Here is a 23,840-nt window from a genome sequence, read left to right as displayed (position 1 = left end):
TGCGGTGGAGCGTGCGGGCGACAATCCCCCCATGGAATTGCTCTTGGTTTCGCTGGCCTCGTTGTTTGCCGGTTTCGTGGATTCGATCGTGGGGGGTGGTGGTCTCATCCTGGTGCCGGCGCTGTTCGCCATGTTCCCCACCACCCACCCGGCCACGCTGTTCGGCGTGAACAAGGGAGCCTCGGTGTGGGGCACGGCCGCGGCCACCCTGCAGTACGCGCGGCGCGTGAACATGCCGTGGCATGCACTGCTGCCGGCTGCCACTGTGGGCTTTGCCGGCTCGATGGCCGGTGCCTGGACCGTGACCGTGATCTCACCCGACTTCTTGCGCCGAGCCTTGCCGGTGGTGCTGCTCGGCGTGCTCGCCTACACGCTGGCCCGCAAGGACCTCGGGCGCCACCACGCGCCGCGATTCAGCGGCCGACAGGAAGCCGCCGCCGCCTGCGTGCTGGGGGCCACCATCGGCTTCTACGACGGCTTCTTCGGCCCCGGTACCGGCAGCTTCTTCGTCTTCTTGTTCGTGCGCTGGCTGGGCTACGACTTCCTGCACGCCAGCGCCAGCGCCAAGCTCATCAACACCGCCACCAACCTCGCCGCGTTGATGCTGTTCGCCTTGAAGGGCCACGTGTGGTGGCACTTCGTGCTGGCCATGGCCGTGGCCAACGTGGTGGGCAGTTTGCTGGGCACGCGCCTGGCGCTCAAACACGGCAGCGGCTTCGTGCGCGTCGCCTTCATCGTGGTGGTGTCGGCGCTGATCCTGAAGACGACCTTTGATGCGTGGATCAGGGGGTGACGCGAAGCGGCGCGGAGGTTGCCGCCGCCTCCGGCGGCCAGGGCATCTCACTGGCTTTCAGCGGCGTTCCGATGGGGGCCGAGGCCTGGCCCACGCGCACCGCCGCCAGGTCTTGCGGATTCGGGTACTGGTCGAGCAGCAGGTAGTCGAACACGCGCCGCGCAATCGGCGCGGCGGACGCGGCACCGAAGCCGGCGTTCTCCACCACCACCGCAATCGCCACGCGGGGCTGGTTGATCGGGGCAAAGGCCACGTAGAGCGCGTGGTCGCGCTGGTGTTCCTCGAGCTTGCGGGCGTCGTAGCGGTCGCGCTGGCCGATGGTCACGGCCTGCGCCGTGCCGGTCTTGCCGCCGCTGGCGTACCCGGCGCCGGCAAACACGCGGGTGGAGGTGCCTTCGGTGGTCACGGCCTGCATGGCCTCCAGCACCACGCGCACGTTTTCAGGTTTGTAGCCCAGGCTCACCGCCGGCGGCGTCGGCAGCGGGCTGCGCTCGCGGGTGATCACGTTTTCGGTGGCCATGGTGAGGTGGGGCGCGTGTTTCACGCCGCCGTTGGCCAGCGTGGCCATGGCATGGGCCAGCTGCAGCATGGTGAAGCTGTTGTAGCCCTGGCCGATGCCCAGCGAAATGGTTTCGCCGGCGTACCAGCGCTGCTGCTCGGGGCGTTTGTAGGTGTTGCGCTTCCAGTCCTGGCTGGGCAGCACGCCCCGCACTTCGCCGCGCAAGTCGATGCCGGTGATCTGGCCGAACCCCAGCGGCTTCATGAAGTCGTGCATCGCGTCCACGCCCATCTCGTTGGCCAGCGAGTAGTAGTAGGTGTTGCTCGACTTCACGATGCTGCGCTTCATGTCCACGGCGCCCAGGCCTCCGTCGCCATGGCTGCGGAACCGGTGGCTGCCGAACATCCAGAAGCCCGGATCGTTGATCACGGTTTGTGCCGAGCGGGTGCCGGTTTCCAGTGCGGCCAGCGCCATGAAGGGCTTGTAGGTGGAGCCCGGCGGATAGGTGCCGCGCAGGGCCCGGTTGAGCAAAGGCTTGTCCACCGACTCGTTGAGCGCTCGCCAGTTCTCCACGTCGATGCCCTCGACGAACAGGTTGGGATCGAACGTGGGCTTGCTCACAAAGGCCAGCACCTCGCCGCTGCGCGGGTCGATGGCCACCAACGCGCCGCGCCGTTCGCCGAACATGTCCTCGATCAGCTTCTGCAGCTGGATGTCGATCGACAGCACCACGGTGTCGCCGGGCGTGGCGGGCGTGTTGGCCAGCGAGCGCACCGCACGGCCGCCGGCCGAGGTTTCCACGCGCTCGAAACCGGTGGTGCCGTGCAGGGTCTGTTCGTAGCTCTGTTCGGCGCCGAGTTTGCCGATGTACTCGGTGCCGCGGTAGTTGGCCTGGTCTTCCTCGGCCCAGTCGGCGATCGACTCTTTCTCGCGCTGGTTGATGCGCCCGATGTAGCCGATCACGTGGCTGGCCGTTTCGCCGTTGGGGTACTGGCGCAGCAGCCGCGCACGCACGTCGACCCCCGGGAAGCGGTAGCGCTGCACCGTGAAGCGGGCCACCTCCTCGTCGGTGAGGCGGGTGCGGATCGGCAGCGAGTCGAAGCTGTGCGACTCTTCGAGCAGCTTGCGAAAGCGGCGCTGGTCGCGCGGCGAAATCTCCACCAGCTCACCCAGCTGGGCAATGGTGGCCTCCATGTCGAGCACGCGCGAAGGCGTGATCTCCAGCGTGTAGGCCGAGTAATTGGTGGCGAGCACCCGGCCGTTGCGGTCCACGATCTGCCCCCGGTTGGGCACCACCGGCAGTACGGCCGTGCGGTTGCTCTCGGCCTGCGCCAGCAAGTCGTCGTGGCGCAGCACCTGCAGGTACACCATGCGAGCAGCGATCAGGCCAAACGCGAACACCACCGCCAGCCCGATCACCAGCAAGCGGGTGCGGAACTGGGCCAGGTCGGCTTCGACGTTTCGCAGTTCGGTCATGGCTATAACGGTCGGTTGTCGTCGGGGTTGGGTGCGCGGCGCTGAGGCACGAGCAGCAGCACGCTCACCACGGGCCACAACGCCGCTTCCAGCACCGGCGCCAGGAAATACAGCCAGCCGGGAAAGCCGCCCCCCGAAGCCATGCGCGCCACCAGCTCCAGCAGGTGGGCCGCCACGAACAGGGGCAGCACCTGCACCGCCTGGTTGGGCACGCCGAACCACAGCAGACGGCGGTGCATCGAGATGGCCAGGAAGCCGAGCACGGTGTAGGCCAGCGCGTGCTGGCCCAGCAGGGCGCCCTGGTGCACGTCCATGGCGAGGCCAAAGGCAAACGCCACACCCACGCCGATACGCAAGGGCTGGTGCACGCTCCAGAACACCAGCGCCACCGCCAGGAGGTCGGGAACCCAGGCGGCGCGGCCCCACAGGCCCATGTTCGTGAGCATGTTGAACATGAGCGCAGCGATCAGGCTGAACCAGATGAAGGCCGGGTTGGCGGGCAGCAGCAGCTGCTGGCCGGGACGCATGATCATGGCGCGCTGCTCCGCACGCCCGGGCGATCGGGTGTGCCCACGGCGCGGGCGGGCTCTGCCACGGGCGACGGCGGCAAGGCCGCTCCGGCCGGGGTCAGCACCAGCACGTGCAGCGTGCCCTGCACCTGGGCCAGTGGCTCCGCCTCGATGCGCGAGAACGACGACTCGGCCTGGCGTTCGACCAGCGTCACGCGGGCCACCGGCAGACCGGGTGGGTACACGCCGTCCACGCCGCTGGTGGTGAGCAGGTCGCCCTGGGCAATGTCCGCGCTGGCCAGGGTGTAGCGCAGCTCCATGCCGTCGCCCTTGGTGGAGGGCTGGCCGTAGGCCACGCTGCGAACGCCGGTGCGGGTGTTCAGCACCGGGATGGCCATGTCGCGGTCGATCAGCAGGCTCACCTCGGACACCAAGGGGTAGACACGCGTGACCTGGCCCAGCACGCCGTTCTCGTCAATCACGGGCGAGCCGGGCAGCACGCCCTGCGTCTGGCCCCGGTCGATCACGATTTTTCGCGAGTAGGGGTCGGCCGCGTCGTAGAGCACCTGCGCGCCCATGGCCTGGCTGCCGGTGCGCTCGCGCATGGCCAGCAGGGCGCGCAGCCGCTGGTTTTCCAGCGCCATCTGCTCCAGCTGCAGGGTGCGGTCGGCCTGGGTCGCCAGCCGCTTGAGCGCTTCGCCCTCGTTTTGTTGCGCCTGGTGCAGTGAGGTGAAATACCCGCCCAGACCGGCGACGGCCTGCACCGGTTGCAGCACCAGCCACTGCGCTGGGTACAAGGCGGTGGCCAGCGAGGCGCGCACCGGTTTCGCCACTTCGAAGCGCAGGTCGGCCACCATGAGAAAAAGTGCCAGTGCGCTGAACACCACCAACTTGGACAGTGCCGACGGCCCCTGCTTGAAGAAGGGGGGCGGGGTGCGATCCAGGGTGCCCAGTGGCATGACGCTCGGGGTGGGTCTGGTGGTGCGTGTGCGGGGGCGCCGGGGTGCGGCGCGGGCTTATTCGCTGGTGAAGATGGTGCCCAGGCGCTCCATGCGCTCCAGGGCCATGCCGCAACCGCGCACCACGCAGGTCAGCGGTTCTTCGGCCACCAGCACGGGCAGACCGGTTTCTTCGGCCAGCAGGCGGTCCAGGTCGCGCAGCAGCGCGCCGCCGCCGGTGAGCATCATGCCGCGCTCGGCGATGTCGGCACCCAGTTCGGGCGGCGTGTGTTCCAGCGCCATCTTCACCGCGGTCACGATGTTGTTGAGCGGGTCGGTCAGGGCTTCCAGGATCTCGTTGCTGGAGATGGTGAAGCTGCGCGGCACGCCCTCGGAGAGGTTGCGGCCCTTGACTTCCATTTCCTTGACTTCCGAGCCCGGGAAGGCCGAGCCGATCTGCTTCTTGATGGCTTCGGCCGTGGGCTCGCCGATCAGCATGCCGTAGTTGCGGCGGATGTAGGCAATGATGGCTTCGTCGAAACGGTCACCGCCCACACGCACGCTGCCCTTGTAGACCATGCCGCCCAGGCTGATGACGCCCACCTCGGTGGTGCCGCCGCCGATGTCGACCACCATCGAGCCCGAGGCTTCCGACACCGGCAGGCCGGCGCCGATCGCTGCCGCCATCGGCTCCTCGATCAGGTAGACCTCGCTGGCGCCGGCGCCGAGCGCCGATTCGCGGATCGCGCGGCGCTCGACCTGGGTCGAGCCGCAGGGCACGCAGATGATGATGCGCGGGCTCGGCTTGAACATCGAGCGCGGGTGCACCATCTTGATGAACTGCTTGAGCATCTGCTCGGTCACCGTGAAGTCGGCGATCACGCCGTCTTTCATGGGGCGGATGGCTTCGATGTTGCCGGGCACCTTGCCCAGCATGGCCTTGGCTTCGTGGCCCACCGCCTGAATCGTCTTCTTGCCCTGGGGCCCGCCTTCGTGGCGGATCGAGACCACCGAAGGTTCGTCGAGCACGATGCCCTTGTTGCGGACGTAGATGAGGGTGTTGGCGGTGCCGAGGTCGATGGCCAGGTCGGTCGAGAATTGCCGACGGAAAGCTTCAAACATGGTGGGTGGATCCTGTGGAGCCGGAGCGTGGCATGGCGCGCTCCAAGCCGGAAGTGAGGCCGAATGCGGGACCTGGGATGGAGCCAGAAGGTAGGCCGGACATCGGTTCTAAGTGTTTGATTCCAAGGCAAAAACCGTGGCGGTACGGGGTCTGCCGTTAAACCTTGGATAATACCGTATCCCCTGTGCACAACTGCACGCAAGCAGGCCCCATTTCTGCGATTTACACCGCGTTTCAGCGCCTTTGGCTGAACTTGGGGCGCCGCAGATCCCAACTTCCGGAACCACCTCGACATGTCCCTGACCCTGTCCGACATCGGCCGCATCGCCAACCTGGCGCGCCTGGAGCTCTCCGGGCCGCAGAGCGAACGCATGCTGTCCCAGCTCAACGGCTTCTTCGACACCGTGGAGCAGATGAACGCGGTGGACACGACCGGCGTGGAGCCGCTGGCCCACCCCACTGCCGTGATCGACCATGTGAGTCTGCGCCTGCGCCCCGACGTGGCCAGCGAACCCAACAACCGCGAGGCCAACCAGAAGAGTGCTCCCGCCGTGGAACGCGGCTTGTTCCTCGTGCCGAAGGTGATCGAATGAAAGCGCTTCACGACATGGGCGTGCTCGAGCTCGCCACCGCCATCGCCGCCAAGCAGACCAGCAGCGTCGAAGCCGCACAGCACCTGCTGGCCCGCGCAAAACAATTCGCCTCGCTCGGCGCCTACCTTGCCTTCAACGAAGAAGCCACGCTCGCCCAGGCCCGCGCAGCCGACGCCCGCGTGGCCGCCGGCGAACGCACGCCGCTGCTGGGTGTGCCGCTGGCGCACAAGGACATCTTCGTCACGAAAGACTTTCCCACCACCGCCGGATCGAAGATGCTGGCGGGTTACCAGAGCCCGTTCGACGCGACCGTGGTGCAGCGCCTGGCCGCACAAGGTGCCGTGTCGCTGGGCAAGCTCAACTGCGACGAGTTCGCCATGGGGTCGGGCAACGACAACTCCGCGTTTGGCCCGGTGCAGAACCCCTGGGACGCCACCCGCGTGCCCGGTGGCTCCTCGGGCGGTTCGGCCGCAGCGGTGGCTGCGCGCCTGATGCCCGCCGCCACCGGCACCGACACCGGCGGTTCGATCCGCCAGCCCGCCAGCTTCACCGGCATCACCGGCATCAAGCCCACCTACGGCCGCTGCTCGCGCTACGGCATGGTGGCGTTTGCCTCCAGCCTGGACCAGGCCGGTCCCATGGCGCGCAGCGCGGCCGACTGCGCGGCCTTGCTGACCGCGATGGCCGGCCCCGACATCGACCGCGACTCCACCAGCCTGGACCACCCCGCCGAGGACTACAGCGCCGCCATCGGCCGCCCGCGCGAGGGCGCCACCGCGGCGCGGCCGCTCAACGGCCTGCGCATCGGCCTGCCGGCCGAATTTTTCGGCGCGGGTTGCGCGCCCGATGTGCTGGCCGCCGTGCGCGCCGCATTGGCGGAATACGAAAGGCTGGGCGCCACCTTGGTCGACATCTCGCTGCCCCGCACCGAGCTTTCGATTCCGGTCTACTACATCATTGCGCCCGCGGAAGCGTCGAGCAACCTGAGCCGTTTTGACGGCGTGAAGTTCGGCCACCGCGCGGCGAAATACGTCGACCTGATCGACATGTACAAGAAGTCGCGCAGCGAGGCCTTCGGCCCCGAGGTGCAGCGCCGCATCATGATCGGCACTTACGTGCTGAGCCACGGCTACTACGACGCTTACTACCTCAAGGCCCAGCAGATCCGCCGCCTGATCGCGCAAGACTTTCAATCCGCCTTCGAGCGCTGCGACCTCATCGCCGGTCCCGTGGCGCCCACGGTGGCGTGGAAGATCGGCGAGAAGAGCGACGACCCGATGGCCAATTACCTGGCCGACATCTACACCCTGTCCACCAGCCTGGCCGGCCTGCCCGGCATGAGCGTGCCGGCGGGCTTCGGCGTCGGCGGCATGCCGGTGGGCCTGCAGCTCGTGGGCAACTATTTCAAGGAAGGTGAACTGCTGCACGCCGCGCACGCCTTCCAGCAGGCGACCGACTGGCACAGCCGTTCGCCCTCGGGATTCGGATCATGAGCAACACCAGCAAATCCCTTTTGGTGCAAGGCTACGAGGTCGTCATCGGCTTCGAGACCCACGCGCAACTCGCCACACAGTCCAAGATCTTCAGCCGCGCGCCAACAGCGTTCGGTGCCGAGCCCAACACGCAGGCCTGCGCGGTGGACCTCGCCCTGCCGGGCACGCTGCCGGTGATGAACCAGGGCGCGGTGGAACTCGCGATCCGACTGGGTCTGGCGCTGGGCTCGCACATCGCCGAGCAGAGCGTGTTCGCGCGCAAGAACTACTTCTACCCCGACCTGCCCAAGGGCTACCAGATCAGCCAGTTCGAGATCCCGGTGGTGCAGGGCGGCGAGGTTGGTTTCTTCCTCGGCGACGAGAAGAAGACGGTTCGCCTGGTGCGCGCACACCTGGAAGAAGACGCGGGCAAGAGCCTGCACGAAGATTTCATCGGGCAAAGCGGCATCGACCTCAACCGCGCCGGCACGCCGCTGCTGGAGATCGTGACCGAGCCCGACATGCGCTCCAGCGCCGAGGCGGTGGCCTATGCGAAAGAGTTGCACAAGATCGTGACCTGGATCGGCATCTGCGACGGCAACATGCAGGAGGGCTCGTTCCGCTGCGATGCCAACGTGTCGGTGCGCAAGCCCGGCGCACCGCTGGGCACGCGCCGCGAGATCAAGAACCTGAACAGCTTCAAGTTCATGCAGCAGGCGATCGACTACGAGATCCGCTGGCAGATCGAGGAGATCGAGGACGGCCGCGCGATCCAGCAGGCCACGGTGCTGTTCGATCCCGACACCGGCGAGACGCGCGCCATGCGCACCAAGGAAGACGCCGCCGACTACCGCTACTTCCCCGACCCGGACCTGCCGCCGCTGGTGATTGCGCGCGACTGGGTGGAGCAGGTGCGTGCGGGCATGCCCGAGCTGCCGCGCCAGATGGCCGAACGCCTGGTGCGCGACTACGGCCTGCCCGAATACGACGCCACCACACTCACGCAGAGCCCGGCGATGGCGGCCTACTTCGAGACCGCAGCGAAGGCCTGTGGCCAGGCGAAGCTGGTGAGCAACTGGATCATGGGCGAGGTGTCGCGCCGGCTCAACGCCGACGAGAGCGACATGGCCGCCGTGCCGGTCACGGCCGCGCAGCTGGCGTCCCTCATCGGTCGCATCGCCGACGGCACCGTCAGCAACAACGCGGCCAAGCAGGTCTTTGATGCGCTGTGGACCGGCGAGGGCAGCGAGGTGGACGCAATCATCGAAGCCAAAGGCCTCAAGCAGATGAACGACACCGGCGCGCTGGAGAAGATCATCGACGAGGTGATGGCCGCCAACGCCGAGAACGTGGCCCAGTTCCGCGCCGGCAAGGAGAAAGCCTTCAATGCGCTGGTGGGTCAGGTCATGAAGGCCAGCAAGGGCAAGGCCAATCCGCAGCAAGTCAACGACGTGCTGCGCCAGAAACTGCAGTGAAGGCGCCCGGTGGGGGTGGACGTCAGCGCTTGAGCGGGCCACCACCCGCGCCGGCGGCGGTCGGCCCCCACAGCTGGCGCAGCTTGACCAGCTCTTCGTCGAAACGCTGGTTGATGCGGAGCTTCTCCTGGGCCTGCTCTTCCAGAAAGCGCTTCTGCACCGCCATCTGCTTCTCGCTGTCGTCGAGCTTGCGGCGCAGCCAGAACGGCGCCTTGCTCGGATCGGCCTGGTAGAACTCCATCTCGGTTTCGACTTCTTTGCGCTGCTGCTTCAGCGCCACCTCGCGCTTGTTCACGGCAGCGATCACCTCGTCGATCTGGGCCAGCGCCTCCACGCGCTCCTTGTCGTGCACCGCCTGGTTCGGGTAGCGGATCAGCAGGGCGCGTTCGCGGCGTTTTTCTTCGGCCGCGCGGGCCTTGACCTCGTTTTCTGCGCGCTGCTTGTCTTCAATCCTGGCGCGTTCGTCGGCGGTGTAGCTCGGCGGCACAACCTGGCGCACGATGCCGGTGTTGCCCAGTTTGTGTTGCTCGCGGTCCAGGCATTCCACGATCGGGCGGTCCGAGGTGATGCGCCGCCCCTTGCTGTCTGTGCAGGTGTAGATGCCCTGGGCGTGTGCGCTGACCAAGGTCCACAGGCCCGCGCCGACCACCCAGGCGCAGGCGCTGAGCGGGAAGTCTGTGGATGAACGGACAGTGGTCATGTTGGGGTTTCAGTTCACGCCGTAGCGCAGGCGGTAGGCCTGCACCCGCTGGCGGTGCGCATCGAGCTCCCCCCCGGTGTGAACGCTCAGATACTGCAGCAAATCCGCCAGGGTGGCAATTGCACACACGTGCAGGCCAAGCTGGTTCTGCACATATTGCACCGCACTGTGGTCCACGTCGCGCACCGTGCCGTCCGGGCCAACCTCGGTGGCTTTCTCCTGCCGGTCCAGCGCAATGGCCACCGCGTGCGGTGTGGCGCCGGCGGCCCGGATCAGGGCGATGGACTCGCGCGCGGCGGTGCCGGCCGACATCACGTCGTCGACGATAAGCACCCGGCCCTTGAGCGGCGCGCCCACCAGGGTGCCGCCCTCGCCGTGGGCCTTGGCTTCCTTGCGGTTGTAGGCAAACGGCACATTCAGGCCCAGGCGCGAGAGTTCGATGGCGAGTGCCGCGCCCAGCGGAATGCCTTTGTAGGCGGGGCCGAAGATCATGTCGAACTCGACGCCGCTGGCGATCAGGGCCTTTGCATAGAATTGCGCGAGCCGAGCGAGCTTGGCGCCGTCGTCGAACAGACCGGCGTTGAAGAAGTAGGGCGACAGGCGTCCCGCCTTGGTCTTGAATTCGCCGAACCGCAGCACGCCGGCATCCACACAGAACTGCACGAATTCCTGCGCGAGCGCAGCGTCCGGGGCGCCCGCATGGGCCGCGCCTGTATCCAACACCATGGGGGTTTCCTTGTTCAAACTGACCAGCCTCAACCTCAACGGCATCCGCTCCGCCACCAGCAAGGGCCTGGAGACATGGCTCGCCGCGCACCAGCCGGATTGTATTTGCGTGCAGGAGGTCAAGGCCCAGGCGCAGGACGTGGCCGGCCGCTTCGAGGAACTCGCCGGTCTGCGTGGTCACTTCCACTTTGCGCAGAAAAAAGGCTACTCGGGCGTGGGCGTGTACACCCGCCACGAGCCCAGTGACGTGGTCACTGGCTTCCAGTGCGAGGAGTTCGACGCCGAGGGTCGCTACACCGAACTGCGCTTCGACACCCCCAGCCGCAAGCTCTCGCTGATCAGCGCCTACTTTCCCAGCGGTTCATCGGGCCCCGAGCGACAGGAGGCGAAATACCGCTTTCTGGCGGCGTTCCACCCGCACCTGATGGCGCTCAAGGGCGAGCGCGAGTTCATCTTGTGCGGCGACGTGAACATCGCCCACCAGCAGGCCGACCTGAAGAACTGGCGCAGCAACCAGAAGAACAGCGGCTTCCTGCCCGAAGAGCGCGCCTGGATGACCACGCTGCTGACGGATGGTGGTCTGGTCGACGTGTACCGCCGCCTGCAGCCCGACACCACCGACGCCTGCTACACGTGGTGGAGCAACCGCGGCCAGGCCTATGCGAACAACGTGGGCTGGCGACTCGACTACCACCTCGCCACACCCGCCCTGGCGGCGCTGGCGCGCACGGAACACATCTACAAGGACGTGAAGTTCAGCGACCACGCGCCGATCACGATCGGGTACGACCTGAGCCTGTGAACCTCAGACCGCGCAGACCGGTGCGGTGAACGCCTCGCGCCCGGGCTGATCGAGCCGGGCCTTGCCCGCCGCCACCGGCACCACGGCGGCAGCCCCCACGCCGTTTTTCACCGCCACCACCTCCGCCATGATCGAAAGCGCGATCTCGGCCGGGGTTTTGCTGCCGATGTAGAGGCCAGCGGGTCCGTGCAACGCATCCAGCGCCTGGTGCGAGAGGTCGAAGTGTTCGTGCAGCCGCGTCTTGCGCAGCTCGCTGTGGCGCCGCGAGCCGATGGCACCCACGTAGAAGGCGTCCGACTGCAGCGCGTCAATGAGCGCCAGGTCGTCGAGCTTGGGGTCGTGCGTCACGGCCACCACGGCGGTGCGTGCGTCGGGCTTCAGGCGCAGGATCAGGTCGTCCGGCATCTCGTGGCTGAGTTCCACGCCGTCGAGCTGCCAGCTGGCTCGGCTCTCGTCGCGCGGGTCGCACACGATCACCTCGAAGCCCAGGCCCAGCGCCATCTGGCACAGAAAGCGCGAGAGGTCGCCCGCGCCGATGACGATGAGTCTTGCCTGTGGCCCGAGGTGGGTGGTGAGATGCTGGTCGTCAAGCCGCGGCAGGCCGTCGCGACTTCCTTCGTTCAGCACCACCTCGCCGGTGGCCAGGTTGAGCACGCGCTCGGTGCTGCGGCGCTGCAGGCAGGCGTGCAGCAATTCGGGGAGCTGGCTGCGCACCGAGACGGGTTCCAGCACCAGCTCCACGGTGCCACCACAAGGCAGGCCGAAGCGGTGGGCCTCGTCGGCCGAAATGCCGTAGCGCAGCACGGCGGGTGTGTCGGTGGCGCAGGCCGCCTGCACACCGCCTTCGCGGATGCGGTGGATCAGGTCGTCTTCGATGCAGCCGCCCGAGACCGAGCCCACCGTTTCGCCCCGGCCGTTGATGGCCATGAGCGAGCCCGGCGGCCGGGGCGACGAACCCCAGGTGCGCGCCACCGTCACCAGCACCACCGGCAGACCGGCGCCGTGCCAACCCACCGCGGTGCGCAGCACGCGGGTGTCGAGGTCTTCCATCGATGCGCTCCGAGCGGCCTCAGGCCAGCTTGAACGGCAGCTCGCGCAGCGGCTTGCCGGTGAGTTGCGCGAGGGCGTTGGCGAACGCGGGCGCCAGCGGCGGCAGGCCGGGCTCACCGATGCCGGTGGGCGCGTCGGCGCTGGGCACCACGTGCACGTTGATCTCGGGCATGTCGGTGATGCGGGCCACGGTGTAGTCGCCGAAGTTGCTCTGCTCGACCACGCCGTCCTTGAGCGTGATCGCCGAGCCCGGCAGGCACATTGACAGGCCCATGACGGCCGCGCCCTGCACCTGTGTTTCCACGCTCTTGGGGTTGATGGCCAGGTTGCAGTGCACGCCGGCGGTGGCGCGGTGCAGCACCGGGCTGCCGTCTTTCACCGAGGCCTCGACCACGTAGGCCACGACCGAGCTGAACGACTCGTGCACCGCCACGCCCCAGGCGCGGCCGGCGGGCAGCTGCTTTTTGCCGTAGCCGCTCTTGTCCACAGCCAGTTGCAGCGCGGCACGGTGGCGCGGGTGCTTGTCGCCGAACAGGCGCATGCGGTAGGCCACCGGGTCCTGCTTCGTGGCGCGCGCGATGTCGTCGAGCAGCGTCTCCATGACGAAGGCGGTGTGGGTGGAACCCACGCTGCGCCACCACAGCACCGGCACGTTGACCTTGGGGTGGTGCACGGTGAGGCGCATCGGCAGGCCGTAGGGTTCGCGCATGCCTTCGGTGGCGGTGGCGTCGATGCCGTTCTTGACCATGCCGCCTTCAAAGAAGGTGCCGGCCATGATGGACTGACCAACCAGCACGTGGTCCCAGGCCAGCACGTTGCCGCGCTCGTCGAACCCGATGCGCGCGGTGTGCAGGTGCATGGGGCGGTAGTAGCCGCCCTTGATGTCGTCCTCGCGGCTCCAGACCATGCGCACCGGGGCGTTGATGCCGGCGGCGCGCGCGGCCTTGGCGATCTCGCAGGCCTCGACCACGTAGTCGCTGCTGGGCAGGCCACGGCGGCCGAAGCCGCCACCGGCCATCTGCACGTTCATCTTGACCTGCTCGGGCTTGAGCCCCAGCACACGTGCGGCCGCTGCGGAATCCACACCCGGGAACTGGGTGCCCACCCACAGCTCGGCGCGGCCTTCAGACAGCTGCACCGTGCAGTTCAGCGGCTCCATGGGCGCATGGGCCAGGTAGGGGAAGACGAACTCGGCTTCGATCGTGCGCGGCGCGTTGGCCAGCGGCGCCATGTCGGCGTCGAACGCGCGCGGGCCGGGTTGTTTGGCCAGTTCGCGGTACTGCACCAGCTGGCGCGCGCTGTCGACCTTCTCCACGGCCGAGTCGTCCCAGGTCAGCTTGAGCGCGTCGCGCCCCTGCTTGGCGGGCCAGTAGCCGTCGGCGATCACCGCCACACCTTCGGCGCCGCGGTCCAGCGGCACGCGCAGCACGGCCTTCACGCCCTTGACGGCGCGCGCCGCGCTGTCGTCCAGGGTCTTCACTTTCGAGCCGAACACCGGCGGGTGCGCCACCAGCGCGGTGAGCTGGCCGGGGCGGCGCACGTCGATGCCGAAGTCCTGCTGCCCGCTGCTCTTGGCGCGGGCGTCCAGGCGGGTGGTCGCCTTGCCGATGATGCGGAAGTCTTTCGGGTCCTTGAGCACGACCTTCTCGGGCACGGGCAGGGCCATGGCGGCCTGGGCGAGTTCGCCGTAGCCGGCCTTGCGTCCGCCGGGGCCGATCACGGTGCCGGCCTGCGTGCGCAGGGTGGACACGTCCACGTTCCAGCGCGCGGCGGCCGCCGAGAGCAGCATGGCGCGGGCGCGCGCGCCGAGTTCGCGGTACTGCGTGTAGCTGTGCTTGATGGCCGTGGAGCCGCCGGTGAGGTGGATGCCGAACAGCGGGTCCAGGTAGGCGGCGTCGGCGTTGCCGTGCTGGCTGCGCACCTTGGACCAGTCGGCGTCCAGCTCCTCGGCCAGGATCATGGGCAGGCCGGTCTGCACGCCCTGGCCGAATTCGAGCCGGTTGATGGTGACCGTGACCCAGCCGTCGGGTGCGATCTGCACGAAGGCCAGCGGCTGCTCGGTGGGCTTGAGGCCGGTGGCGGGCTTGGCGTCGGCCTGCGCCATCGCCAAGTGCGGGAAGGTGCCGAGCGCAAAGCCGCCGGCGCCCACCACTTTCAGGAAGCTGCGGCGCGGCAGGGTGGCGGGGGTGTCTGCCTGATCGCGGTCGAGGATGTGTTGCAGCGCGCGCGGCAGCTCGGTGGGATCGATGTGGTTCAGCATGGTGGGTTCCTTCAGGCGAGGGCTTTGGCGGCGTCGGTCACGGCGGCGCGGATGCGGGCGTAGGTGCCGCAGCGGCACACGTTGCCGGCCATGGCCGAGTCGATCTCGGCGGCGGTGGGTTGTTGGCCCTTGGGCAGCGATTTGAGGAAGGCGGTGGCGCTCATGATCTGGCCGCTCTGGCAGTAGCCGCACTGCGCCACGTCGTGCAGCACCCAGGCCTTGTGCACGGCCGCGCCCACGCGGTCGCTGCCGTTGGTGGCGGCTTCGATGGTGGTGATCTTCTTGCCCTCGGCGGCTGCGATGGGCGTGATGCAGGAGCGGATGGCCTGGCCGTCCAGGTGAACGGTGCAGGCGCCGCACAGCGCCGCGCCGCAGCCGAACTTGGTGCCGGTCATGCCCAGGGTGTCGCGCAGGGCCCAGAGGATGGGGGTGCCGGGGTCGACGTCGACCGTGTGGGTTTTGCCGTTGACGTTGAGGGTGCTCATGGGATCGGTTCTCCGTGGGGTGGGCGGGGATCTGCAAAGGGATGGCTGACCGGAAGTGTCGGTGTCCGGCGCCGGTTGTGTTTGCCGTTTCTGACGCTTGTTTTGCCTTTTTCGATGTTTCTCTGGCGGCAAAGGTTCAAGCTTCCCGCCCGACTTGTACAGTCTGTGCGGGCGATTCCCCGGAAAAACCCGCTTCGCCCGCAGATCAACCGCTCAACCCGCCGAACCACCCATGTCCATTGACACCCTGGCCCACGACATCGGCCGGATTGCCCGAATCGATGGCGACCACACCACCGCCATCCCGCAACTCTCGTTGCACCGGCGCAGCGGCAAGACCGACCCCATGCCCTGCATCTACGGCCTCGGCCTGGCCGTGGTCGCGCAGGGCGGCAAACAGGTCACCGTGGGCGAGCAGGTGCTGGACTACGGCATGGGTCAGTCGCTGCTGATCACCGCCGACCTGCCCGTGGTGGCGCACGTCACGCGGGCCGACGCAGCCCGGCCGTTCATGTGCCTGTTTCTGGCGCTGGACGCGCGCGCCCTGATGCAGCAGTCCGCCGAGATGGAGCTGCCGCCGGTGCCGCGCGACGAGGCGCCGCGCGCGATTTCGTTGAACACGCTCGATGCGTCCTTGCTCGACGCCGCCATCCGCCTGGTGCGCCTGCTGGACGAGCCCGCGCTGGTGGCCTCGCTGGCGCCGCTGATCCAGCAGGAGATCATGGTGCGCTTGCTCTCCGGGCCCCATGGGCCTTATTTGCGCCAGCTGGTGTCGGCCGGCTCACCCAGCCACCAGATCGCGCAGGCCATGGCCTGGCTCACGCAGAACTTCGTGCACGACGTGCTGATGGACGAGCTCGCCGCGCGCGTGCACATGAGCCCCTCGACCTTCCGGCTGCACTTTCGCCACTTCACCGGCATGAGCCCGCTGCAGTACCAGAAGCACCTGCGGTTGCAGCAAGCGCGCCACCTCATGCTCCACCAGGCCCTGGACGCGGGCAGCACGGCGGCGCGCGTGGGCTACGAGAGCGCCTCGCAGTTCAGCCGCGACTACAGCCGCCTGTTTGGCGCGCCGCCGCAGCGCGATATCAAGCGCATGCGGCACCAGCCCGCCGCGGGTGCGGGCACCGCCGCGCACTGAGTACCTCCGCATCAGCGCGGCGAGCGCCACGCGGTGTAGGCTCGTGAGCAACGCAGCTTGCACGTCCACCCCATGAAGGCCTGGTTCCTGAGACTTTTCGCCAACCAGCCCGTCGACCCGGTGGGGCCGCCGTTGCCGGCCGAGCCGCCCGCCGCGCCGGCGTCCAGCCCGCCGTCCGCCCAGACCTGGCACCTGCGCCGCCCGGTGTTGGATGGCGCCTTGCTGGCCTGGATGGTGCAGTGCGAACCCGACCTCGCGGACACCCTGGGTGCCCGCGAGCAGGGTGTGCTGCAAGCCCTGGAGGCGCGTGCCGGCGATCCCGCGGCCAACCTGTTGCCGCGAGCCGCCGGTGTCGTGCCGGCCCTGCTCGCCCGCCTGCGCTCGGAGAGCAGTTCGCTGGGCGAGCTGGTCGAACACGTGTCGCGCGACCAGACGCTGGTGGCCGAGGTCGTCGCCATGGCCAACAGCGCCTTCTACCGCCGCGAACGCCCGGTCATGGAGCTCGGCCATTCGATCCAGATGCTCGGTGTCGGGGGGCTGCGCGCAGCGATTGCCCGGGTGGTGCTCAAGCCGATGCTGGATGGGCGCAGCGGGCCCTTGATCCGGCGTGCCGCGCCGCGTCTGTGGAAACACACCGAGTTCAAGACCCAGCTGGCGGCCGAGATCGCGCGCAGCCAGGGGCGTGACCCCTTCGACGCTTACCTGCTGGCGTTGCTGCACGACATGGCCTGGAGCGTCGTGTTGCGCGAACTCGATGCTGTGCCGGGCTGGCGCATGAGTGGCCCTTTTGTCGCCGCACTCGGCCAGTGGCGTGACCGCCTGGCCAGCCTGATCGCCCAGCAGTGGCGCCCCCTCGGTCCCTGGGTGCCGGCCGCCGCCGAACTGGCGCAACAGGGCCTGGGCGCCGGGTCCGGCCCGGACGTCCTGAATCTCTGCACCGCAGACCAGCTGGCCTGGCTGCTGTGCGATCCGAACCGGGTCCGCGCCCGCACGCTGGCGGAGCCGTTGCTGGCCGCGGCACTGCCGCCCGTGCGCGCGTGCTTCGACGAGTTGGACGCCGCGAGCGCCGGGCCTGGCTGATCGCACCCGACAGCGGCTAACCTTGGAAGCTGTCACACGCCCGAGACCCTTTCCATGCTGCGTTACCTCACCGTTCCCGTCACCGCCTTCGCCCAGAACTGCTCCATCGTCTGGTGCGATGAAACGAAAGACGCGGCCATCATCGACCCCGGCGGCGATCTCGACCTGCTGCTGGCCGAAGTTGAGCGCCTCGGCGTGAACCTGAAGGCGATCTGGCTCACGCACGCGCACATCGACCACGCGGGTGGCACGGCCGACCTCGCCGAACAGCTCGACCTGCCCATCATCGGGCCGCATCCCGGCGACCAGTTCTGGATCACCGGCTTGCCACAGCAGGGTGCGATGTTCGGCTTTCCCCCGGCGCGCGCCTTCACGCCCACGCGCTGGCTCGCCGACGGGGACACGGTTCAGATCGGACACAGCGTTCTGAATGTGCGCCACTGTCCTGGCCACACGCCGGGGCACGTGGTGTTTCACTCGGCCGAGGCCCAGCGCGCTTTTGTGGGCGATGTGCTGTTCGCCGGCAGCATCGGCCGCACCGATTTTCCGCAGGGCAACCACGCGCAGTTGATCAGCAGCATCAAGGAGCGGCTGTGGCCCATGGGCCCTGACACGGTGTTCATCCCGGGTCACGGTCCCGAGAGCAGTTTTGGCGCGGAGCGCCGACACAACCCGCATGTGCGGGACTGACCACCCGCGTCAGGCCCGACCCAGGCGCTGAAACAAGCCCCCGGGCAGGCGGCCCACCGCGCCGTCGAGTTCCAGTTCGAGCAGGCGCGCCTGCAGGTGGGGTGTGTCCAGCCCGGTGCGGGCCTGCAGCGCATCGAGGCTCACCGGGTCGAAACCCATCGCGCCGAGCAGGCTGTCGGAGCCGCCGGCATCAGCCGCCTCTGCGGGCGATTCGGACAGACCACGGGGCTCGACCATGCGCAGGTCTTCCAGGATGTCCTGCGCCGACTCGACCAGCTTGGCGCCCTGGCGGATGAGTGCATGGCAGCCGCGCGACTGTGGTGCGTGGATCGAGCCGGGGATGGCGAACACCTCGCGGCCTTGCTCTGCGGCCAGGCGGGCGGTGATCAGCGAGCCCGATTTCAAGGTCGCTTCCACCACCAGCGTGCCCTGTGACAGGCCCGCGATCAGGCGGTTGCGCTGGGGAAAGTTGGCATTCAGCGGCGGCGTGCCCAGCGGGTACTCGCTCACGATGGCGCCGTGTGCGGCGATGCGGTGCGCCAGCGCCAGGTGACGGCTCGGGTACACGCGGTCCAGACCGGTGCCCACCACCGCGATCGTGGGCGCGCCACCGTCGAGCGCCCCCGTGTGCGCCGCGCCGTCCACCCCCAGCGCCAGACCGGAAACCACACACACACCCGCTTCGCCCAGCGCGCGGGCGAACTGGTGGGCGTTGGCTTCGCCTTGCGGCGTGGGGTTGCGGCTGCCCACCATGGCCAGGCGGCGCGGGTGGGCCAGCACGTCCAGATCGCCCAACACGTACAGCAGCACCGGTGGGTCGGCCATCTGCAGCAGCTCGGGCGGGAAGCGCGGGTCGGCCAGTGTCAACACGTGGCGGCGGGCATCCTCGGCCAGCCAGGACAGCACCTGGGCCACCTGCGCATCGAGCGTGTCGGGGGTTCGTTGCAACGCTTGCGCGGTCTTCGGCCCGACCACGGTTTGCAGCGCATCCAGCGGCTGGGCGAACACAGCCTCCGGCAGGCCGAACGCGGCCAGCAGCTTGCGGGCGGTTTCCTTGCCCACGCCGGGCGTGAGCAGCAGCCGCAACCAGGCGGCCAGCTCCTGCCGCTGCATCGCCTTACGGGTTGATGAAGCGGTCGCCGACTTTGACGCTGTCGGTGATCTGCAGCACCAGCCCGTAGGACACCTTGTCGAAGGTGCGGAAGACGATCATCAGGCCGTTGCGCTCACCGGGCAGTCGAATCTGTGGGCGCGTGGCGTCGGTGGTGTCGGTGACGAGGTTGCTCTCGCGCTGCAGCGCCAGCACATGGCCCCGCTCGATACCGTGCGAGGTGCCGCGGTTGATCGTGACCACCTGGTTCTGTCCGGCGAAGTTCACCGCGTTGCCATACACCGACACGATCTGTCCGGTTTGAATGCTTTGCGGTGCGCGCGGCACGAAGTTGGTCAGCTCGCGCGGCGGCTCGGGCAGCAGGCGGTCGCCCACGCGCATTTCTTCCTTGGCAGCCAGGATATCGATCGCCGCTGGCACCGTTTCGGTCACGGCCTGGCCCTTGGGGCCGACGCCCTGGCGGGTGGTCTCGCCGCTGACCACGCTGGCCTTGCCGACGTATTGCGCCTCGTAGCCCAGGATCTCGGCGGTCGTGGGGTCGCGCAGCGGTGTGGCGTTGCGGAACACACGGTACTGGGTGGACCGACCATCGATCACGGTCAAGGGCTCGGCCTGAGGGCCGTCGCCGTACTGCGCGCGGGCGTAGGCGCGGTCGCCCCGGCTGAGCATGACGCGGTTTTCCTGGGTGGCGACGATGCGCGGTGCGCGCGAGAACGTGGCTTCATCCACGATCAAGGGTTCGGTCAGGAAGGCTTCGATGGCCTGCAGGTTCACCGGCGGAATGGCCGAGTCGGCCAGACTGTCGTAGCGGGTGCGCGGGGACACACGCACGGTTTCGCCGTCACCGCTGCCGGGCTGGCGTGTGGTCAGCCGGGCTCGGCCATTGGATTTGTCGAGGTACAGGACCTGCCCGGGGTAGATGCGGTGCGGGTTCTGGATGTCGTCCAGGTTCATGCCCCAGAGCTCGGGCCAGCGCCAGGGCGTCTTGAGGAAGATGCCCGAGATGGCCCAGAGCGTGTCACCGCGTTTGATGGTGTAGCTGTCGGGCGCGTTGGGCGCCAGCTCGGACAGCGGCACGCCGGTCTGCGCGACCTGGCTGGCGGTGGCGCGCTGGCCGGGCGTGATGGGGAAGTTTTGTGCCGATACCGTGCCTGCAGCAGCAGCACCGATCAGGGCAACGGCCCAAACCAGGGGCCGGAGGTGGCTTGTGGGGCGCGAGGAACGGAAGTCGGCAGGCAAGCGGTTCTTCAATGGCATGTGGTGGCCCCTGGGGCGGCGATGGCCGGCTGTCAGCGGGCGTTTCGGTGAAACGACAGCTGCCCTCCGGGTGGCGCTCGTGTCTTGACAAATCGCATTTGATTTTGCGCCCAAGCCTTTGATTAGGCAATGTTTATGGCGGAGGGGTTTCACGCGTCGTGGCAAAAGTGGCGAAAATGTCGACACCGTATTCCGCTCGTCCCCGGCTGGCCGCCAGCCGTCGCCCGGGTACATTGGGCGGTGCCGTGTCAGCCCTCCGTTTGCCCCATTTTTTCCATGAATCAGCCGTCCCTGCTGCCCATCCTTTGCTACCCCGATCCCCGTTTGCACACCGTGGCCCGCCCGGTGAAGGCCGTGGACGACCGCATCCGCCAGCTGAGCCGGCAGATGCTGGACACCATGTACGACGCCCACGGCATCGGCCTGGCCGCCACGCAGGTGGATGTGCATGAACGGTTGATCGTCATCGACGTGAGCGAGACACGCGACCAGCCCATGGTGCTGATCAACCCGGTGATCGAATGGGCCAGCCCCGAGACGCGCAAGGGCGAAGAGGGCTGCCTCTCGGTGCCCGGCATCTACGACGGCGTGGAGCGCTCGCTGTCCGTGCGCGTGCGGGCGCAAGACCTGAGCGGTGCCGAGCGCACCATCGAGGCCGATGGCATGCTGGCCGTGTGCATCCAGCACGAGATGGACCACCTGATGGGCAAGGTGTTCGTGGAATACCTCTCGCCGCTCAAGCGCACGCGCATCAAGTCCAAGATGGTCAAGGCCCAGCGGGAGGCGATGAAGGCTTGAGGCCTTTGTCCGGTCTCGACCTTTCTTCATGAAACTCATCTTTGCCGGCACGCCGGAATTTGCCAGCGTGGCGCTGGCCCGTTTGTTGGCCGCTGGTTTTCAGGTGCCGCTGGTGCTGACCCAGCCCGATCGGCCGGCCGGCCGCGGCATGAAGCTGCAGGCCTCACCCGTGAAGCAGCTCGCGCTGCAGCACCACATCGCCGTGGCGCAGCCGCGCAGTCTCCGGCTGGACGGCAAATACCCCGAAGACGCCGCGGCGGCGCTTGAGTCCATCGAAGCCGCGCAGGCCGATGCGATGGTGGTCGCCGCGTACGGCCTGATCCTGCCGCAGTGGGTGCTCGACGTGCCGCGTCTGGGGTGTCTGAACATCCATGCTTCGTTGCTGCCGCGCTGGCGCGGCGCGGCGCCCATCCACCGCGCCATCGAGGCCGGCGACACGGAGACCGGCGTGACCATCATGCAGATGGACGCCGGGCTGGACACCGGCGACATGCTGCTCGTGGAGCGCCTGCCGATCCGCGCGGACGACACCACCGGCAGCCTGCACGACCGCCTGGCCGTGCTCGGTGGGCGGCTCGTCGTCGAGGCGCTGGAGATCGCCGCCTGCGGTGGCCTGAGTGCGCAGAAACAACCCACCGAGGGCGTGACCTACGCGCACAAGATCGACAAGGCCGAGGCCACCCTCGACTGGACAGCACCCGCCGAGCTGCTGGCGCGGCGGGTACGGGCGTTCAACCCGTTTCCTGGTGCCGCCACGGCCCGCGCGGGTGAGCCGGTGAAGGTGTGGGCCGCCCGGGCGGTGGACGGGTCGGCCGTTGCGGCGCCGGGGCAGGTGCTCGCACTGGGCGACGACGGTATTCAGGTGCAGACCGCCCATGGCGTGCTGGTGCTGACCGAGCTGCAGCGCGCGGGCGGCAAGCGCCTGGCGGCGGCCGACTTCCTGCGCGGCCACGAGCTGCGAGTCGGTGATGTGTTCGACGCAGCGCCCGCGCAGAAAGCGCCGGCCTGATGTTTTTCCTGCGCGAGCACCGCGGCCGCCCCGAGTTCTGGCAAGGCTTTCGCGAGCAGACCACCGTGGCCATGGGCATCGGCGCCTGGGGCTTGATGACGGGCGTGTCGCTGGTGCAGTCCGGCCTCTCGCCGCTGGAGGCGGTGCTCATGACGCTGATCGTGTACGCCGGCAGCGCCCAGCTGGCGGCCGTGCCCATGATCGCGGCCGGTGCGCCGCTGTGGGTGATCCTGGCCGCGGCGTTCTGCGTGAACCTGCGCTTCGTGGTGTTCTCCGCCCACCTGCGGCCCTACCTCATGCACCTGCCGCGCTGGCAGCGCATGGTCACCGGCTACATCACCGCCGACCTCAGCTATGTGTTCTTTGCGCGCAAGTATCCCAAGCCGGGTTCAACGCCCGATGAACTGGCGGGCCAGCAGGCCTACCTGATGGGCAACTGCGCGGTGAACTACGTGTCGTGGATGGGCGCCAGCCTGCTCGGCATCGCGCTGACCAACGTGATCCCGGTGGCCTGGGGCCTGGGCTTCGCCGGCATCCTGGCCTTGCTGGGCGTGTTGTGTTCGCTCGCCACCTCCCGGCTGCGCGTGGTTTCTGCCGGGGTGGCCGGCGCGGCGGCGGTGGCGGCGATCGCGTTGCCGCTCAAGCTCAACATCCTGGTGGCGATTGCCAGCGCGGTGGCGATCTGCCTGGTGCTGGAGAAACTGGGTCCGCAAGACCCGGCGGGTGGCGTGCGCCATGTTTGACCTGGACCCCTGGACCCTGCTCACCATCGTGCTGCTCGGTTGCATCACCGTGATCACACGCGGCTTTTTCTTCATCTCCAGCAAGCCCTGGACCTTGCCGCACTGGGCCCAGCGCGGCCTGCAGTACGCGCCCATCGCGGCGCTGGCGGCCGTGGTCATTCCGGAGATCGTCACCACGCAGGGCGTGTTCATCACCACCTGGCAGGACGCGCGCCTGTTCGCTGCATTCGCGGGCATGGCGTGGTTTTTCTGGAAACGCGGCGTGCTGGGCACCATCGTCTGTGGCACCGCCGTGTACCTGCCGCTGCGCCTGATGCTGGGCTGGTGAGGGCGTTCAGGCGGGTTTTGGAACCAGCCGTGGAAGCATGAGGCGCCAGAGCGCCAACGAAACGCCACCACAGATCACCAGCGTCCACAGCGTGTGGCTGGGGTAGTGGGCGCCGCGCACGGTCTGCACCGTGCCCGCCACCGCGCCCGCGAACAACACGGCCAGCAGCCAGCGCAAGCCCGCCACCTGGCTGCGTGATGTGCCCTCGGGTGGCATCAGCCAGGGCAGGCCGAGCGCCAGAAAGGCGAACGCGCTGGACGCGTGACCACCGGGAAAACAGCGCCCGGTGCCGCCATCGGCCAGGCCCCAGGTCCAGTGCGACACATACACCGCCGGCCCGCCGAAGGCCTGCAGGTCCCACGGGCAACTGGTCTGGCTGGCGTTCTTGATCAGGTTGACCACGATCAGCGACAGCGTGACCAGCCCCAACACCGCCCAGCGCTCGCGCCGGGGCAAGGTGAGAACCGACAGGCGTTCGTGGTTCCAGCGCACGGGCCACAGCGCCCAGACCCCGATCAGCACAAAGAGGCCGGTGGCGGCCTGGCGCACACCCTCGTGCAGCACCCGCTCGAGCACCCAGGTGTGCTGCAAGGGAAAGCCGGTGGTCGTGCCGATCCGGCGCATGACCGCCAGATCGAGTCCGCCGATGTCCCACAGCCCGGTCAGCAGCAGCGCCCCCAGCCACCAGAGGGCGATGGCGGGTGCGGCCGGGGCAGCGGCGGGTGGGTCGAGCGGGACGGCTGTGGAGCCGGAGCGGTTCATGGGTGCCAGTCTCGGTGGCG

Annotated in this window: 24 protein-coding genes; 12 read left to right on the top strand and 12 right to left on the bottom strand. The window is 68.3% G+C overall.

Annotation, left to right across the window (positions count from 1 at the left end; translation table 11 throughout):
* The first annotated feature begins 31 nt into the window (after nt 1–31).
* Nucleotides 32–793 (top strand): TSUP family transporter, encoded by a 762-nt coding sequence (locus Q1W68_RS14615; protein WP_300716997.1) that lies wholly within the window; start codon nt 32–34, stop codon nt 791–793.
* Here Q1W68_RS14615 and mrdA read toward each other — a convergent pair.
* The 4 genes from mrdA to Q1W68_RS14595 are packed head-to-tail and all read right to left on the bottom strand — an operon-like array spanning nt 783 to nt 5,337.
* Entirely contained in the window at nt 783–2,768 is a 1,986-nt protein-coding gene (gene mrdA, locus Q1W68_RS14610) for a penicillin-binding protein 2 (protein ID WP_300716996.1), read from the bottom strand. The two genes, Q1W68_RS14615 and mrdA, sit on opposite strands and share 11 nt — an antisense overlap.
* Nucleotides 2,769–2,770: 2 nt before the next feature.
* Nucleotides 2,771–3,301, bottom strand: coding sequence for a rod shape-determining protein MreD (mreD, locus tag Q1W68_RS14605; RefSeq protein ID WP_300651647.1), 531 nt, complete (start codon nt 3,299–3,301; stop codon nt 2,771–2,773).
* A complete protein-coding gene (gene mreC / locus Q1W68_RS14600) occupies nt 3,298–4,236 on the bottom strand; it encodes a rod shape-determining protein MreC (protein WP_300651644.1) in 939 nt (312 codons plus the stop codon). The genes mreD and mreC overlap by 4 nt, the downstream gene beginning before the upstream one ends.
* Nucleotides 4,237–4,293: 57 nt before the next feature.
* A complete protein-coding gene (locus Q1W68_RS14595; protein WP_300716995.1) occupies nt 4,294–5,337 on the bottom strand; it encodes a rod shape-determining protein in 1,044 nt (347 codons plus the stop codon).
* A 294-nt stretch (nt 5,338–5,631) separates the two neighbouring features.
* Here Q1W68_RS14595 and gatC point away from each other — a divergent pair, with 294 nt between their 5' ends.
* From gatC to gatB, 3 genes are read left to right on the top strand one after another with little or no spacing between them, the layout of a single operon-like run.
* A complete protein-coding gene (gatC, locus tag Q1W68_RS14590; RefSeq protein WP_300716994.1) occupies nt 5,632–5,931 on the top strand; it encodes an Asp-tRNA(Asn)/Glu-tRNA(Gln) amidotransferase subunit GatC in 300 nt (99 codons plus the stop codon).
* Complete coding sequence (gene gatA / locus Q1W68_RS14585; protein WP_300716993.1) at nt 5,928–7,424, top strand: Asp-tRNA(Asn)/Glu-tRNA(Gln) amidotransferase subunit GatA; 1,497 nt, start codon at nt 5,928–5,930, stop codon at nt 7,422–7,424. Before gatC ends, gatA begins: the two co-directional genes overlap by 4 nt.
* Nucleotides 7,421–8,878, top strand: coding sequence for an Asp-tRNA(Asn)/Glu-tRNA(Gln) amidotransferase subunit GatB (gatB, locus tag Q1W68_RS14580; RefSeq protein WP_300659751.1), 1,458 nt, complete (start codon nt 7,421–7,423; stop codon nt 8,876–8,878). Before gatA ends, gatB begins: the two co-directional genes overlap by 4 nt.
* Before the next feature lie 22 nt (nt 8,879–8,900).
* Here gatB and Q1W68_RS14575 read toward each other — a convergent pair whose 3' ends face one another.
* Nucleotides 8,901–9,578, bottom strand: coding sequence for a DUF4124 domain-containing protein (locus Q1W68_RS14575; RefSeq protein ID WP_300654965.1), 678 nt, complete (start codon nt 9,576–9,578; stop codon nt 8,901–8,903).
* A gap of 9 nt (nt 9,579–9,587) precedes the next feature.
* Entirely contained in the window at nt 9,588–10,304 is a 717-nt protein-coding gene (gene pyrE / locus Q1W68_RS14570) for an orotate phosphoribosyltransferase (RefSeq protein WP_300654962.1), read from the bottom strand.
* 10 nt (nt 10,305–10,314) lie between these two features.
* Here pyrE and Q1W68_RS14565 point away from each other — a divergent pair, with 10 nt between their 5' ends.
* The gene (locus Q1W68_RS14565; RefSeq protein WP_300716992.1) at nt 10,315–11,106 is read left to right on the top strand and encodes an exodeoxyribonuclease III; all 792 of its coding nucleotides are present in this window, start codon (nt 10,315–10,317) and stop codon (nt 11,104–11,106) included.
* Nucleotides 11,107–11,109: 3 nt separating this feature from the next.
* Here Q1W68_RS14565 and Q1W68_RS14560 read toward each other — a convergent pair whose 3' ends face one another.
* The 3 genes from Q1W68_RS14560 to Q1W68_RS14550 are packed head-to-tail and all read right to left on the bottom strand — an operon-like array spanning nt 11,110 to nt 14,901.
* Complete coding sequence (locus tag Q1W68_RS14560; RefSeq protein ID WP_300716991.1) at nt 11,110–12,156, bottom strand: XdhC family protein; 1,047 nt, start codon at nt 12,154–12,156, stop codon at nt 11,110–11,112.
* A gap of 19 nt (nt 12,157–12,175) precedes the next feature.
* Nucleotides 12,176–14,416 (bottom strand): xanthine dehydrogenase family protein molybdopterin-binding subunit, encoded by a 2,241-nt coding sequence (locus Q1W68_RS14555; protein WP_300716990.1) that lies wholly within the window; start codon nt 14,414–14,416, stop codon nt 12,176–12,178.
* A gap of 11 nt (nt 14,417–14,427) precedes the next feature.
* Nucleotides 14,428–14,901, bottom strand: coding sequence for a (2Fe-2S)-binding protein (locus Q1W68_RS14550; protein WP_300654955.1), 474 nt, complete (start codon nt 14,899–14,901; stop codon nt 14,428–14,430).
* Nucleotides 14,902–15,133: 232 nt separating this feature from the next.
* Between Q1W68_RS14550 and Q1W68_RS14545 the strand changes: the two genes are divergently transcribed.
* Genes Q1W68_RS14545 through Q1W68_RS14535 form a run of 3 tightly spaced genes read left to right on the top strand, consistent with a single transcriptional unit; the run spans nt 15,134 to nt 17,812 of the window.
* Nucleotides 15,134–16,042, top strand: coding sequence for an AraC family transcriptional regulator (locus Q1W68_RS14545; protein WP_300654952.1), 909 nt, complete (start codon nt 15,134–15,136; stop codon nt 16,040–16,042).
* A gap of 57 nt (nt 16,043–16,099) precedes the next feature.
* Nucleotides 16,100–17,122: an HDOD domain-containing protein gene (locus Q1W68_RS14540; RefSeq protein WP_300659736.1), complete on the top strand. Its 1,023-nt coding sequence runs from the start codon at nt 16,100–16,102 to the stop codon at nt 17,120–17,122.
* Between the two features lie 54 nt (nt 17,123–17,176).
* Nucleotides 17,177–17,812, top strand: coding sequence for an MBL fold metallo-hydrolase (locus Q1W68_RS14535; protein ID WP_300654947.1), 636 nt, complete (start codon nt 17,177–17,179; stop codon nt 17,810–17,812).
* 9 nt (nt 17,813–17,821) lie between these two features.
* On the opposite strand, the gene dprA is transcribed toward Q1W68_RS14535, so the two are convergent.
* Nucleotides 17,822–18,925: a DNA-processing protein DprA gene (gene dprA, locus Q1W68_RS14530; RefSeq protein ID WP_300654944.1), complete on the bottom strand. Its 1,104-nt coding sequence runs from the start codon at nt 18,923–18,925 to the stop codon at nt 17,822–17,824.
* A gap of 4 nt (nt 18,926–18,929) precedes the next feature.
* Nucleotides 18,930–20,180 (bottom strand): LysM peptidoglycan-binding domain-containing protein, encoded by a 1,251-nt coding sequence (locus Q1W68_RS14525; protein ID WP_300654942.1) that lies wholly within the window; start codon nt 20,178–20,180, stop codon nt 18,930–18,932.
* A gap of 276 nt (nt 20,181–20,456) precedes the next feature.
* Between Q1W68_RS14525 and def the strand changes: the two genes are divergently transcribed.
* From def to Q1W68_RS14505, 4 genes are read left to right on the top strand one after another with little or no spacing between them, the layout of a single operon-like run.
* Nucleotides 20,457–20,978 carry a peptide deformylase gene (gene def, locus Q1W68_RS14520; RefSeq protein WP_300716989.1) on the top strand — a complete coding sequence of 174 codons (522 nt, stop codon included), beginning with the start codon at nt 20,457–20,459 and terminating at the stop codon, nt 20,976–20,978.
* A gap of 28 nt (nt 20,979–21,006) precedes the next feature.
* The gene (fmt, locus tag Q1W68_RS14515) at nt 21,007–21,987 is read left to right on the top strand and encodes a methionyl-tRNA formyltransferase (protein WP_300654937.1); all 981 of its coding nucleotides are present in this window, start codon (nt 21,007–21,009) and stop codon (nt 21,985–21,987) included.
* Nucleotides 21,987–22,730 carry an AzlC family ABC transporter permease gene (locus Q1W68_RS14510; protein ID WP_300654935.1) on the top strand — a complete coding sequence of 248 codons (744 nt, stop codon included), beginning with the start codon at nt 21,987–21,989 and terminating at the stop codon, nt 22,728–22,730. The genes fmt and Q1W68_RS14510 overlap by 1 nt, the downstream gene beginning before the upstream one ends.
* Nucleotides 22,723–23,058: an AzlD domain-containing protein gene (locus tag Q1W68_RS14505; RefSeq protein WP_300654934.1), complete on the top strand. Its 336-nt coding sequence runs from the start codon at nt 22,723–22,725 to the stop codon at nt 23,056–23,058. The genes Q1W68_RS14510 and Q1W68_RS14505 overlap by 8 nt, the downstream gene beginning before the upstream one ends.
* Nucleotides 23,059–23,064: 6 nt before the next feature.
* Here Q1W68_RS14505 and Q1W68_RS14500 read toward each other — a convergent pair whose 3' ends face one another.
* Nucleotides 23,065–23,820, bottom strand: coding sequence for a phosphatase PAP2 family protein (locus Q1W68_RS14500; protein ID WP_300654932.1), 756 nt, complete (start codon nt 23,818–23,820; stop codon nt 23,065–23,067).
* Nucleotides 23,821–23,840: the final 20 nt, after the last annotated feature.

Origin of the sequence: Hydrogenophaga sp., assembly GCF_030158645.1 — a bacterium.
GTDB lineage: Bacteria > Pseudomonadota > Gammaproteobacteria > Burkholderiales > Burkholderiaceae_C > Hydrogenophaga.
The sequence above is the reverse complement of the archived record's forward strand: the minus strand, read 5'-3'. Positions and strand labels throughout refer to the sequence as shown.